Here is a 13,150-nt window from a genome sequence, read left to right as displayed (position 1 = left end):
CACTGTTCACACTATCTGGCAGCGCATCAAACATAATGCCCTGCAATTCATAGCAAATCACCTTTCAGACCGGTACGGGCCTTGTACGTCACAAAATTCAAACCTACACCACGTAGTTGCACTTTTAAACACTTATAAATGAAAAAAAGATTCCTGGTATTCCTGTACGCCTTATTTATTGTTTCTAATGTCAATGCCCAGTCCAGGGTATTTAAACAGGTGGGTAGTGGCATTTCTACTTCCCTGCACAGCATTCTGCAGGATGGAAGCCTCGTAGGCTATCTGACATTTACCGAACTGGAAAAAGCCAGCAAAGACTCTTTTAACTACGAGATCACTATCATGGATGAAAACCTGAACGATATCGGAAAGGTGAAGTTCAGTCAGCAGAAGCTGAACCTGCGCAGTGTAGCTTTCGAGCAGGATATCCTCTGTCTGACCTACATCAAAAGTGATGTATTAGGTACAACTGCAAAACACAAAATCTCTTACAAAATAGCAGCGAAGAAAGGCTATGTATCTTTCTTCGCGCAGTTCATCAACCTGCAGGGCGAGATTACGAAAACCTTCGAAAAGAAGGCTGACGTCGATCTATATGTAGCACTGAAAGAATACGAAGCAGGTATACGTCCGTTCAAACAGGACATCCAGCTGAAAAATATCAGCGGTGTGGGTTTCGCCGCCTTCTATGGTGACAAGACTAAAAAATCTTTGCTCACTTTTAATGCTGCCGGTGAAAAGATCGGTGAACGACAAGTGAAAGAAGTTGCAGCCACTTATTATCTGCATACTGCCGGCGATGATATCTACCTGCTCACGCAAAAAGCAGAGGAATACGGCAGCGGTTATACCCTCTATGGCTACAGCGGCACGGCTAACTCTCCTACACTGAAACTGCCGCTAAGGGATAAAAAACAACGCATGCTGGATATTCTCGGCTTTGGGAATGACCCCGCTACCGGTAAATTATTTATCTCTGGCATTGTTGCCGGCAAATTCCAGGAGAACAGCGAGGGCAACGTATACGACATCTACAACGGAGCGTTCAAAGGCATTTTCAAAATGGATATAAATGGCGCTCATAAAGAAGATGTGAAAACTGTTTATTCCTGCTGGGCTGACAGCACTGATAATGATATCACCTCCAAAGGTTACATCACCAGCGCCCGGGGGCACATCGTGCCACGCCCTTCTTTCAGAGACTTTGAGGGTAACACCTATTTTCTGGGAAGCCGCCTTACTGCAAAGAAAAACAAGGGAGCTCTGATTGCCGGTATAGTAACAATGCCATTGCTGATCCCTTACTATGTTATGATGGCAACAGGTGCATTCGGCACCTATTCCTTCGATGATGTACTGTTGATGCAAATGGATAAGAATGGTAAGATCAGCTATGTTGACAGCATCGGCACCGAAATATATAAACGAAAAAATGCGGCGCCGGTATTTCAATTCGCTGACAACTGCAGTTTTTATTCCTTAACCAACCCAGACACCAAAACTTCCTTCCTGATTGTTAAAGGCGAAAAAGACATTATTATTTACAATGTCCATGAGAAAAAGATCGTGCGGAAAATAGCTAAGAACAATAATGAGGTAAAAACAAACATCTATCCAGCAAAGGATGGCCATATCATTGTCTCCGAGTATGATGAAAAGGAGAAGTCCACGAGGTTATCCATCGAGGCTATTTAGTAAATACGTTATAAAAGAAGAAGCCTGAAAGTATTGTACTTTCAGGCTTCTTCTTTTATAACGTATATCTCCCTTCGTTTAACTCAACAGCTTCTCTACTGCTGCTGCTACCTTTCCGAAAGGAAAACCTTTGATCACTTCATCCATCATCCTGTTTACTTCTTCATTCCCTGGATTACCAATACTTCCTTCATGCGTATGTTGCACGGTCTTATCAGGTGTGAAGTTGCCTTTCTCAATATCCAATCCTACCTGCTTATAGGCTTCACGGAAAGGCACCCCTTCCAGTACAAGCTTGTTCACTACTTCCACGCTGAACAGGTAACGGTATTTCTCATCTTCGAGTATGTTTTCTTTGATGCGGATATTCTCCAGCATTAATCCTGCCATACGCAAACAATCTTTCAGCACGCCAAATGCAGGGAACAGGTTTTCCTTCAGCAGCTGCAGGTCACGGTGATAACCGCTGGGCAGGTTCGTGATCATCATAGTGATCTCATTCGGCAATGCCTGCAGTTTATTACCATGTGAGCGGATCAGTTCCCACACATCAGGATTCTTCTTGTGAGGCATGATGCTGGAGCCTGTGGTCAGCTCATCAGGGAAACTGATAAAACCAAAGTTCTGGTTCATGAACAGACAGGCGTCCATGGCCATTTTCGCCACTGTGGAAGCAATGCCCGCCAGTGCAAAGGCAACGATCTTTTCTGTTTTGCCACGTCCCATCTGTGCATACACCACATTGTAGTTCAGGTCATCAAAACCCAGTAACTGTGTAGTCATGGTACGGTTCAACGGGAAGGAAGAACCATAACCCGCTGCGGAACCCAGTGGGTTTTTATTCACTACTTTATAAGCACCCTGTAAAACAGTCAGATCATCTACCAGGCTTTCCGCATAAGCACCAAACCATAATCCGAAGGAAGATGGCATTGCTATCTGCAAATGCGTATAACCAGGTATCAGGTGATCTTTGTATTGAATACTTTTCTGTTGCAGCAGATCGAATAAGGTTTTCACCTCTCCTACCAGCACTTCCAGCTCATGACGGAGGAACAGTTTCAGGTCTACCAGTACCTGGTCGTTACGGGAACGGCCACTGTGGATCTTCTTGCCTACTTCTCCCAGTCTGCGGGTGAGTATCAGTTCTACCTGTGAATGGATATCTTCCACGCCATCTTCCAGCGTAAAATTGCCCTCCTGTATTTCTTTATATATCTGTTTTAATTCCTTTTGCAGGATCGTCAGTTCATCTGCTGTCAACAGCCCGATGCTCTCCAGCATGGCCGTATGTGCCAGGGAGCCCAGCACATCGAAAGGCGCCAGATAAGCGTCCATCTCACGGTCTTTACCGACGGTGAACTTGTCCACTTCTGCCAGCGCTGTTTTATCCTTTTGCCAGATTTTCATATCTACAAGATTTCTTCCAGTAATTTAATGTAACTATCAATACCCTGACGAACTTCATCCAGGTAAATATATTCGTCCGCAGTATGCGAACGGGCGGAGTCACCAGGCCCCATCTTGATGGAGGTAGCTGGTATCAGCGCCTGATCTGATGTAGTGGGCGAGCCATAGGTAGTCTTACCATGACGTAAGCCACCCTGTACAAAAGGATGATCTATCGGAATACCTGAAGGACGCATACGCAGGGAACGTGGCTTCACTTCACATTGCACATTTGCACGGATGATGTCCAGCACTTCTTCCAGCGTATATTGCTCCGTTACGCGCACATCCACGACAAAAGTACAATCCGCCGGTACCACATTGTGTGCTTTGTTGGAAGTGTTGATCACCGTTACGCTCATCTTCACAGGCCCAAGTGTATCAGACACTTTTGGGAAGCGATAGGTCCTGAACCATTCTATGTCCGGCAATGCTTTGTACAAAGCATTCTCTCCCTCATCGCGCGCAGCATGTCCTGCCTTGCCATATACGGTGCAATCCAGTACCATCAGGCCTTTTTCAGCAGTAGCCAGTTGTGTTTGTGTAGGCTCTCCCACGATCGCAAAATCAACTGCCGGCAATTGTGACAGGATACTTTCAATACCGTTTACACCACTGATCTCTTCTTCTGCCGTGGCAGTAAGAATGATGTTGTAAGCCATATCGCTACGATCATAAAAATGCAGAAAAGTAGCGATAAGACTGACCAGGCATCCGCCTGCGTCATTACTGCCAAGACCGAATAGTTTACCGTCTTCGACATCGGGAGAAAAAGGGTCGCGGGTGTATTGCGGATTAGGTTTTACAGTATCGTGGTGAGAGTTAAAAACAATAACGGGCTTTGCAGGGTCAAAATGTTTATTTTTTGCCCATATATTATTCAGGTGCTGCTGATAAGGAATATTCCGCTCTCTCAGAAAATCAGCGATCAGTTGGGCAGTCCCCTGTTCCTCCCTGCTCAGGGAAGGGATGGAGATCAGCCCTTTTAATAAAGTTACTGCATCATCATACAGCTGTTGGTTCCACATAGGTTTAGCGTATTAAAGTACCCGCTACTGTATCTGTGGTGTTGCTCTGTACGTCATCAGCATGACCAATCAGTACTTCCGCCACACCACTTTCTATAGCTGCGAAAGCATTTTCCAGTTTAGGCAGGATACCGTCCGTCAGCACGTTATCAGCCTTTAGTTCCTCATAGATCATACGGTCTATCAGGGTAATAACAGAATTATCATCGTCCGGGCTATGCAGCACACCTTTCTTCTCGAAGCAATAGATCAGCCTTACGTTGTAAAACTTTGACAAGGCTATCGCCAGTGATGAAGCAATCGTATCTGCATTGGTGTTCAGCATCTGCCCCTTACCATCATGTGTAAGCGGCGCAAATACAGGCACCAGGTTAGCCTCCAGCAATGCTTTCAGGGAAGTACCCTGTACATCTTCAGTGTTGATATCTCCTACAAATCCATAATCGATCTCTTTCACCGGACGTTTCACAGCTGGGATGATATTGGCATCAGCGCCTGTCATACCGATCGCATTACAGCCATTGGCCTGTAATTTAGCTACCAGTTGTTTATTCACCAATCCACCGTATACCATTGTCACTACGTCGATCGTCTCCGCATCAGTGATACGGCGGCCATTAACATATTTTGATTCAATACCCAGCTTGTCTCCCATGCGAGTGGCTATTTTGCCACCCCCATGGATCAGTATTTTCTTTCCCTTGATGGCTGCAAAATTCCTGAGGAATTCTTCCAGCAACTTAGGATTATCGATGACGTTACCGCCGACTTTTATTACAAAGAGATCGATCATACAAATTAACCTTTTAAGATCTGGCTTAATACCGCCTGTGCCGCCCATACACGGTTAGCCGCTTCAGGGATCACGATGGAATTGGGTCCGTCCAGCACTTCATCAGCAATCACCACATTCCTTCTTACCGGCAAACAGTGCATCACTTTTGCCTGGTTGGTTCCCTTCAGTTTTTCGTCGGTCACCATCCAGTTACTATCTGTACAGGTGATCTTACCATAATCTTTATAAGAAGACCAGTTCTTTACATACACAAAATCCGCACCTTCCAGGGCTTTGTCCTGGTTGTATTCTATCTGCGCATTGCCGGTGAATTTCGGGTCCAGTTCATATCCTTCCGGATGTGTGATCACGAAATCGGCTTCACCCCAGGCATTGATCCACTGTGCAAAGGAGTTGGGAACAGCCTGTGGCAACGGTTTTACGTGCGGCGCCCAGGTCATTACCACCTTCGGTTTGCGTGGCTGCTGCCAGCGCTCCTTAATGGTGATCACATCTGTTAAACTCTGCAAAGGATGCAGGGTAGCGCTTTCCAGGCTCAATACCGGTACGCCTGCGTATTTGATGAACTGATTGATATATTTCTCCTTATAATCAGACTCTTTATCTTTCAGTCCCGGAAATGTACGGATCGCCATGATGTCGAAGTACTGCCCCATTACGGCTGCAGCTTCTTTCACGTGCTCCGAAGTATTTCCATTCATTATAGCGCCATCATTCATTTCCAGCTGCCAGCCTTCCTTATCGATGTTAAATACCACTACTTCCATTCCGAGGTTCTTCGCCGCCACCTGCGTACTCAATCGGGTTCGCAGACTGGGGTTCAGAAATATCATTCCCAGCGTCTTGTTCTGTCCTAATGTGTTGTCTTTGAAAGGCTGTTTTTTGTACTCCAGTGCTATCTCCACTAACCGCGGGACACTTGGCACATCATCTACGGAAATAAATTGTTTCATTTTCTGTATGGGCTCTGTAATGATGATTGTTTAGTTTTTCTCTACTTCCTGTTTGAATGCAGTCAGGAACTGATCTGCGTGTTCCATGGTCAGTGCCAGGGAAGGCAGCAGTCTTATTACGTTTGGCTTAGCCTCACCGGTAAAGATCTTATGCTTGAACAACAGTTCTTTCCTTACATGACTCAATGATTCAGGCAGGTCTATACCGATCATCAATCCTCTTCCTCTTACTTCTTTTACCTGCGGGAATGTTTTCAGTTGCTCGATCAGGTAACCGCCTACTTTCGCTGCATTGGCGATCAGGTTATCCTTTTCTATCACTTCCAGTACGGCCAGTGCTGCTGCACAAGCCAGGTGATTACCTCCAAAGGTAGTACCCAGTAAACCATAGGAAGCTTTGATATGCGGCGCAATGATAATACCACCGATAGGGAAACCATTACCCATTCCTTTTGCCATCGTGTAGATGTCTGCATTCACACCGGCAAAATCGTGAGAGTAGAATTTGCCACTTCTGCCATAACCACACTGCACGCTATCTGCAATAAACACGGCATTATGTGCATCACAAAGGCTTCTGATCTTTTGCAGGAATGACGCACTCGCTACCTGGATACCGCCTACGCCCTGAATACCTTCGATGATAACAGAAGATACCTCATATTGTTTAAAGGCTGCTTCCAGCGCTGCCTCATCCTGCCAGGGCAGGAATACGATGTTGTCCGTTTCATTTACCGGCGCTACGATCTTCGGATTGTCAGTAGCGGCTACTGCCAGTGAAGTTCTGCCATGGAATGACTTTCTAAATGCGATCACTTTCTTCCTTCCATTGTGGAAAGACGCCAGTTTCAGCGCATTCTCATTGGCCTCCGCACCGGAGTTACAGAGGAACAGCTGGTAATCTTCCTTACCGGAGATCTTACCCAGTTTCTCTGCCAGCTCCTGCTGCAGTGGTATTTTGATAGAGTTGGAATAGAATCCTACTTTCTGTAACTGATCTGTTAAGCGTTGTACATAGTGAGGATGTGTATGACCAATGGAAATTACCGCATGACCGCCATACAGGTCAAGATATTTATTGCCCTGCGCATCCCATACATTGGAACCCGCAGCTTTCTCTATAGTGATATCATTAATGGGATATACGTCAAATAATTGCATCGTAGCTCAGATTGTTCCCGTTCTACACGGGAGATTGTTAAAATTGGCACCTGGTTGGGCATAGTTTAAAATACAACAGACTTCAGCCTTAATCCCGCAGTTTCATCCAGTCCGAACATCAGGTTCATATTCTGTACGGCCTGTCCGGATGCACCTTTCAGCAGATTGTCTTCTATAGAGTGGATCACCAGTTTGTTTCCTACCTTTTCCAGCTGGATCAGGCATTTGTTGGTGTTCACGATCTGCTTCAGGTCTATCTGTTTATCACTCACATGTGTAAACGGATGTCCTGCGTAATAGGCTTTATACAGCTGCTGCGCTTCTTCAAGCGACAAATCGCTCTGCAGGTAAGAGGTTACCCAGATACCTCTTGGAAAATCCCCGCGTACCGGTACGAAGTTTACGTCGCCGGCAAAGGAGGGCTGCAACAGCTGTAAGCTTCGTCGGATTTCTTTTAAATGCTGATGGGTCAGTACTTTGTAAGTGGAGATGTTGTTGGCCCTCCATGTGAAATGGGAAGTGGCCTGCAAACTCTGTCCTGCACCGGTGGATCCTGTGATACCGGTGGTATGTACCTCCTGCAGCAAACCCGCTTTGGCCAATGGCAACAATCCTAACTGGATACCAGTTGCAAAACAACCCGGGTTAGCAATATTATTGGCAGTAACGATCTTTTCCCGCTGCATTTCAGGCAGTCCGTATACGAACTCCCTTCCTTTCACAGTCTCTCCCAGCCTGAAGTCCTGGCTGAGGTCAATCACTTTTACCGCTGGAGCGATCTCCGTTTCTTCCAGGAATTTCTTTGCTTCTCCGTGTCCGAGACACAGGAACAATACATCTATATCGCTGCTGATCTCACCGGTAAAGGTAAGCTCAGTTTCCCCCAGCAGGTCGGCATGTACTGCGTACAGGGGATTGCCGGCGTTGCTCCGACTATTTACATAAGAGATCTCTACGTTGGGATGATTCAATAAAAGACGGATCATTTCACCGCCGCCATACCCTGCTCCTCCAATGATCCCCGCCTTTATTTTTTTGTCGTTTGCCATTTTTCTTGTGTTTTGCGCCTCCGGCTATTTGTCCTTCACACTTTCTGCAATCTGATGCCAGATCATGGTCTGGTTACCGAATATTTTGCTGAATCCTCTCACATCTTCGCCGGTCCAGCCACTGTTCATTTCACCGTATTTACCAAACTTGCTGCTCATCAGGTCATATTCGGATTTGATACCTGTTACCTGGAAGCGGTAAGGCTGCAGGGTAACATATACTTCACCAGTTACATGCTCCTGGCTGTGCTGCAGGAAGGCTTCGATGTCGCGCATTACAGGGTCCATTACCTGTCCTTCATGCAACCAGTTACCATAGAACTGTGACAACTGGTCTTTCCAGGTCAGCTGCCATTTGGTCAACACATGTTTTTCCAGTGCATGGTGTGCTTTGATGATGATCACAGGTGCAGCGGCTTCAAAACCCACACGGCCTTTGATACCAATGATGGTATCCCCTACGTGGATATCGCGGCCGATAGCAAACGGACCAGCCAGTTCCTGCAGATGCTGGATAGCTTCTGACGGATGACTGAAGGTCTTACCGTTCACGCCGGTCAGTTCACCTTTTACGAACTGCAGGGATACCTTTTCAACACCTTGTTTTGACAGCTGGGTAGGCCATGCCTCCTCAGGCAGGAACCCGTCTGATGTCAGTGTTTCCTTACCACCTACGGAAGTACCCCAGATGCCTTTATTAATAGAATAAGCTGCTTTCTCGAAGTTCATCTGCACACCCTTACCTTTCAGGTAAGCAATCTCCTCTTCACGGCTCAGTTTCATATCACGGATCGGCGTGATGATCTCAACACCGGGGATCATGATATGGAAGATCATATCGAAACGCACCTGGTCGTTACCAGCGCCGGTACTACCGTGCGCTACGGCATCAGCACCCAGTTCCTTCACATGCTGTGCAATCACCAGCGCCTGTGTAACACGTTCCGCACTTACACTCAGCGGATAGGTGTTATTCTTCAACACATTACCAAATACCAGGTATTTGATAGCACTATCATAATAAGAACGTACTGCATCTACCGTTTTATGGCTTTTCACTCCCAGACTGTATGCACGCTTTTCAATCTCCTGCAGCTCTTCTGCTGAAAAGCCACCGGTATTGATGATAACTGAATGCACTTCATACCCTTTTTCTTCTGTCAGGTATTTTACGCAATAGGAAGTATCAAGGCCTCCGCTAAATCCAAGTACTACTTTTTTCATTTATGATAAGATTGTGCTCCTTCTCCACACGACTGTATGGGCGATGCGTTATAATTAAAAATGATCTCTTAAAATAAGTTGAACAGGAAGAACCTCTTCTTGTTAGCTGGTGCACTGCCAGTGTTAACACCTTCCTTTCCACTCTTCAGCAGCACGTGTCTTTTAAAGCGCAGCCATCTTTCGAACAGCTTGAAGTTTTCCTTGAACTTCCTCGCTTTTTTGTGATTCATCTCACCATTCGCTGCTACGAGTACCTGAGCATGTGCTTCTGTCTCGGTCCTGATGGTCAGGCTGGCCTTTTTCATCGCTTCCTTTTTCTCCGCCTCTTCCTTGGCTTTCTCAACCGGATCGTATAACATAGCCGTACAGAGACAGTTCTTACGGTTCTTGCTCGTCAGCACGTCAAAGTTCACACAACTCCGGCATCCTTTCCAGAACTCGTCATCGTCAGTCAGCTCTGAATAGGTTACCGGCTCGTAACCCAGTTCCGAGTTGATCTTCATCACAGCAAGCCCTGTAGTCAGACCGAATATTTTGGCGTCAGGGTATTTCTCCCTTGACAGTTCGAACACGCGATGTTTGATAGCCTTTGCCACACCGTGTCCCCTGAAGGCAGGATTCACGATAAGGCCCGAGTTGGCCACAAATTTTTCATGTCCCCAGGCTTCTATATAGCAAAAACCTACCCATTCGCCTTTATCTGTAACTGCTATAACGGCTTTTCCTTCCTCCATCTTAAGTTGAACATACTCGGGAGAACGTTTGGCAATACCTGTACCACGTGCTTTGGCGGAAGCTTCCATCTCGTCAGTGATGGTTTTGCCATAATGTTGATCGTCAGCGGTAGCAACCCTGACAATGATATTCGGATTTTCCAATTTTGTCAATTGAAAACGTAAATCAATAAAATTAATAATCTGGAATCCATTGCTGGATAAAAAACACCTTTTTGTGTGACTGAGAGGATCACGGTGTTGCGATAGCGTGCATGATGTGAGCGGACGCTATCAAATACGAGGTCGTCGGGAAAGATATCTAAAGACATTGAACCCAATAGAGTACTCTCCTTCCATCAGAGAAGGATGATATGCAGAAAGGTTATGGGCCGCAAAGTTTTCCAACTTCAGTTCAGCATTAAATTGTTAAAAACTGTCTTTAATAAAAATCAAACGCAAAGTTATACTATTATTTTTTTTCGCGGTTAAAAAAATTAAAGACGATACGTTAAATTATCAGATAGGTAGTTGCAAATTACGGGCCAACATAGATTTTAAAAATACATATAACAAAAACTCCCCGCCAGTTTGACGGGGAGCTACTGAAAATCAATAATTTACTTATCTGGTAATAACGCCCAGTTCTGCCACACTGGCCCATTGCTCCTTTTCATTGGCGGGAGCAACTGCCACCAGCTTTATAAAATGTCCCTTCACCGGTTTACCGAATCTGACCATTTGTGTCACAGGATTGTTTGCTATGTTGGCAAAGTTTCCTTGTGCTACCGGCGCTCCCCAGTTCTTTCCATCTTCACTCACATAGAAAGCATACCCATATATGGTACCCGCCTTCTCCGTCAGGTGTCGCGGTGTATAGGTAAAGCCCTTGAACGTCAGCTCCTCTCCCAGGTCTACCTGGATCTCATGAGGATACTTCGCTACGTCTGGCTGGATCGCAGAAGCCCAGAAAGACTCCGGATTACCATCTATCGCCTTTTCCGGATCAGCTCCTTTTGCCTGTCCGTCAGTAAAGGTCACCTTCCATTTTGCAGGAGCGATATCATACACCGCGGTGACCGTTGCGCTGGCTTTCTTTCCTTTTTCGAGGAACGCTTTGGCCTTTACAACACCTCCTGCGGGCAGGGAAATGGCGCCCGTATATTTAGGAGAAGCATAGCCCGGCTCCTTACCATCTATCGTATAATGCAATTCAGGATCAGGAGAAGAGCAGGTAATGCTTACCTCACCCTGCTTATTACGCTGGATAACAGGCACTGCCAGTAATCCCGGTGCTTTGTACAGCTGTACCTCACTGATCACCGGACAAGCCAGTGCATCCTGTATATTAATACGCACCTGCGTAGTGGTTACATCAGGGAAAGACAGGATGCGCTTATGACCGATAGTAGTAGCGGTTGCTATCTCCTTGAAAGCCCCGTTCTCCAGGATTTCTACCGAGAAGGCCTTCACACGCTGGCCCAGTGTAATATATTCCTGCAGTACCAACCTGTTGAAGGAGGTTGGTTTTGGAAAGGTCAGGGTGATCGTACCTTTCAGCACATTATCCGGCGTTGCCCAGTAGGTATCTCCTTTGCCATCTACCAGGTTGGCTGCTTTCACCTTCGTATTGTTCTGACGGGTCTCTGTAGCGGTCACTTTCGCTTTCAGCGCCAGGTTCGTTTTAAAGCTCGCATCCCGGAAACGCTTGAATTCCATCAGGCGAATGGAGTCTGCCGAATAGATCAGCCCTCTTCTGTCCACCGGTACGTTCAGCAACATATTGCCATTACGCCCTACGGAGCCATAATAGATGTCCAGCAGCTGCTGAGTGCTCTTTACCTTATCGTTGGTAGAAGCGCTGTAGAACCATCCCGGACGGATAGATACGTCACATTCTGCCGGTATCCATTTCTCACCATTGATATTCCCTTCGTTCAGCACAGACTGCGCAGGCGCGCCTTTACCAGGCGTAAAGCCTTTCACGTTCAGCGTAGCCCAGTTGGTAGTGCCGGCAATACCATCTTCATTCCCTACCCAGCGGCAACCAGGACCTACGTCGCTGAAGATGACCGCATTGGGCTGATTCTTATATACCGTATTGTGGAAGAGGTCCCAGTCATATACCGGCTTTTTGCCATTCGGACCTTCGCCGTTGGCGCCATCGAACCACTGTTCGAATACCGGGCCATAGCTGCTAAGCACCTCATTCAGCGTATTGGAGAATACCTGGTTGTACTCAGGCGTGCCGTAGGCTGGATGGTTACGGTCCCAGGGCGACAGGTACACACCGAACTTCAGGCCATATTCCTTACAGGCGGCCGACAGTTCTTTCAACACATCGCCCTTCCCGTTTTTCCAGGCACTTTCCCTCACGGTGTGGGTGCTGTACTTACTGGGCCAGAGGCAGAAACCATCGTGGTGTTTAGCGGTGATAATGATGGCCTTCATGCCTGCCAGTTTCGCGGTACGCGCCCACTGACGGGCATCCAGCTGGGTAGGATTGAACACCTTCGGGTCTTCGTCCCCATGTCCCCATTCATTGTCAGTAAAAGTATTCGGACCCAGGTGGATGAACATGTAGTATTCCATGTTCTGCCAGTCTACCTGGGCTTTGGATGGCAGTGCACCATAAGGGGCAATTTCCTGCGCATGAACAGTGGCCAGGGTGCTGCAAAGCCCCGCCATTAAAAGAAATTTTCTCATCTCTGATGTTTGTCTTTCGTGGAACCGGAATTGCTTCCGGCGCAATCAGTAGTGATACGACCTGTTTTGTTTATTCCTGATACGATCTGGATGATCATGTATCCATCTAAAAATAATGTTTAATAAAGCGACAAGTATACAACAGGAGAAAATTGATGCAGGGAAAGCTAAAATACAGGAGAACCGGTTCAGCGGACATTCTTCCTGCCAGACGAAAATCAGCCGGATAATGGCCTTATAAACAACGGCAGGGCCATTCTGATAATACGGCTGCAAACTATTTTATAGCGACTATAGCAACTATACCACATTTTCTATACTTTTAGACATCACATGCATACACCAGCAGTCTCGTTCTTTTAGCAAGGGCTAAAAC

The 13,150-nt window shown here is 46.6% G+C and carries 10 protein-coding genes; 1 reads left to right on the top strand and 9 read right to left on the bottom strand.

Annotation, left to right across the window (positions count from 1 at the left end; genetic code table 11):
- Positions 1–138: 138 nt before the first annotated feature.
- Positions 139–1,695: a DUF6770 family protein gene (locus tag CLV42_RS11390; protein ID WP_106602046.1), complete on the top strand. Its 1,557-nt coding sequence runs from the start codon at positions 139–141 to the stop codon at positions 1,693–1,695.
- 78 nt (positions 1,696–1,773) lie between these two features.
- Here the strand turns inward: CLV42_RS11390 and argH are convergent, their stop codons facing one another.
- The 9 genes from argH to CLV42_RS11345 form a co-directional block, all read right to left on the bottom strand.
- Entirely contained in the window at positions 1,774–3,105 is a 1,332-nt protein-coding gene (gene argH / locus CLV42_RS11385) for an argininosuccinate lyase (RefSeq protein ID WP_106602045.1), read from the bottom strand.
- 2 nt (positions 3,106–3,107) lie between these two features.
- Positions 3,108–4,172: a M20 family metallo-hydrolase gene (locus tag CLV42_RS11380; protein WP_106602044.1), complete on the bottom strand. Its 1,065-nt coding sequence runs from the start codon at positions 4,170–4,172 to the stop codon at positions 3,108–3,110.
- Positions 4,173–4,176: 4 nt separating this feature from the next.
- Positions 4,177–4,965: an acetylglutamate kinase gene (gene argB, locus CLV42_RS11375; RefSeq protein ID WP_106602043.1), complete on the bottom strand. Its 789-nt coding sequence runs from the start codon at positions 4,963–4,965 to the stop codon at positions 4,177–4,179.
- 5 nt (positions 4,966–4,970) lie between these two features.
- Complete coding sequence (locus CLV42_RS11370; RefSeq protein WP_106602042.1) at positions 4,971–5,921, bottom strand: N-acetylornithine carbamoyltransferase; 951 nt, start codon at positions 5,919–5,921, stop codon at positions 4,971–4,973.
- Between the two features lie 30 nt (positions 5,922–5,951).
- Complete coding sequence (locus CLV42_RS11365; RefSeq protein WP_106602041.1) at positions 5,952–7,082, bottom strand: aspartate aminotransferase family protein; 1,131 nt, start codon at positions 7,080–7,082, stop codon at positions 5,952–5,954.
- A 65-nt stretch (positions 7,083–7,147) separates the two neighbouring features.
- Positions 7,148–8,131, bottom strand: coding sequence for an N-acetyl-gamma-glutamyl-phosphate reductase (gene argC / locus CLV42_RS11360; protein WP_106602040.1), 984 nt, complete (start codon positions 8,129–8,131; stop codon positions 7,148–7,150).
- A gap of 24 nt (positions 8,132–8,155) precedes the next feature.
- On the bottom strand, positions 8,156–9,355 hold the full coding sequence (locus CLV42_RS11355) for an argininosuccinate synthase (protein WP_106602039.1): 1,200 nt from the start codon (positions 9,353–9,355) through the stop codon (positions 8,156–8,158).
- 68 nt (positions 9,356–9,423) lie between these two features.
- Entirely contained in the window at positions 9,424–10,233 is an 810-nt protein-coding gene (locus CLV42_RS11350) for a GNAT family N-acetyltransferase (protein WP_245901616.1), read from the bottom strand.
- A gap of 459 nt (positions 10,234–10,692) precedes the next feature.
- Entirely contained in the window at positions 10,693–12,774 is a 2,082-nt protein-coding gene (locus tag CLV42_RS11345; protein WP_245901614.1) for an alpha-L-fucosidase, read from the bottom strand.
- Positions 12,775–13,150 lie beyond the last annotated feature (376 nt).

Source organism: Chitinophaga ginsengisoli (genome assembly GCF_003014595.1).
Lineage (GTDB): Bacteria > Bacteroidota > Bacteroidia > Chitinophagales > Chitinophagaceae > Chitinophaga > Chitinophaga ginsengisoli.
The sequence above is the reverse complement of the archived record's forward strand: the minus strand, read 5'-3'. Positions and strand labels throughout refer to the sequence as shown.

Coding starts and splice junctions, on each gene's coding strand:
- CLV42_RS11370 (WP_106602042.1), bottom strand. CDS start 5,921: ATGAAACAATTTATTTCCGTAGATGATGTGCCAAGTGTCCCGCGGTTA.
- CLV42_RS11355 (WP_106602039.1), bottom strand. CDS start 9,355: ATGAAAAAAGTAGTACTTGGATTTAGCGGAGGCCTTGATACTTCCTAT.
- CLV42_RS11380 (WP_106602044.1), bottom strand. CDS start 4,172: ATGTGGAACCAACAGCTGTATGATGATGCAGTAACTTTATTAAAAGGG.
- CLV42_RS11390 (WP_106602046.1), top strand. CDS start 139: ATGAAAAAAAGATTCCTGGTATTCCTGTACGCCTTATTTATTGTTTCT.
- CLV42_RS11345 (WP_245901614.1), bottom strand. CDS start 12,774: ATGAGAAAATTTCTTTTAATGGCGGGGCTTTGCAGCACCCTGGCCACT.
- CLV42_RS11365 (WP_106602041.1), bottom strand. CDS start 7,082: ATGCAATTATTTGACGTATATCCCATTAATGATATCACTATAGAGAAA.
- argC (WP_106602040.1), bottom strand. CDS start 8,131: ATGGCAAACGACAAAAAAATAAAGGCGGGGATCATTGGAGGAGCAGGG.
- argH (WP_106602045.1), bottom strand. CDS start 3,105: ATGAAAATCTGGCAAAAGGATAAAACAGCGCTGGCAGAAGTGGACAAG.
- argB (WP_106602043.1), bottom strand. CDS start 4,965: ATGATCGATCTCTTTGTAATAAAAGTCGGCGGTAACGTCATCGATAAT.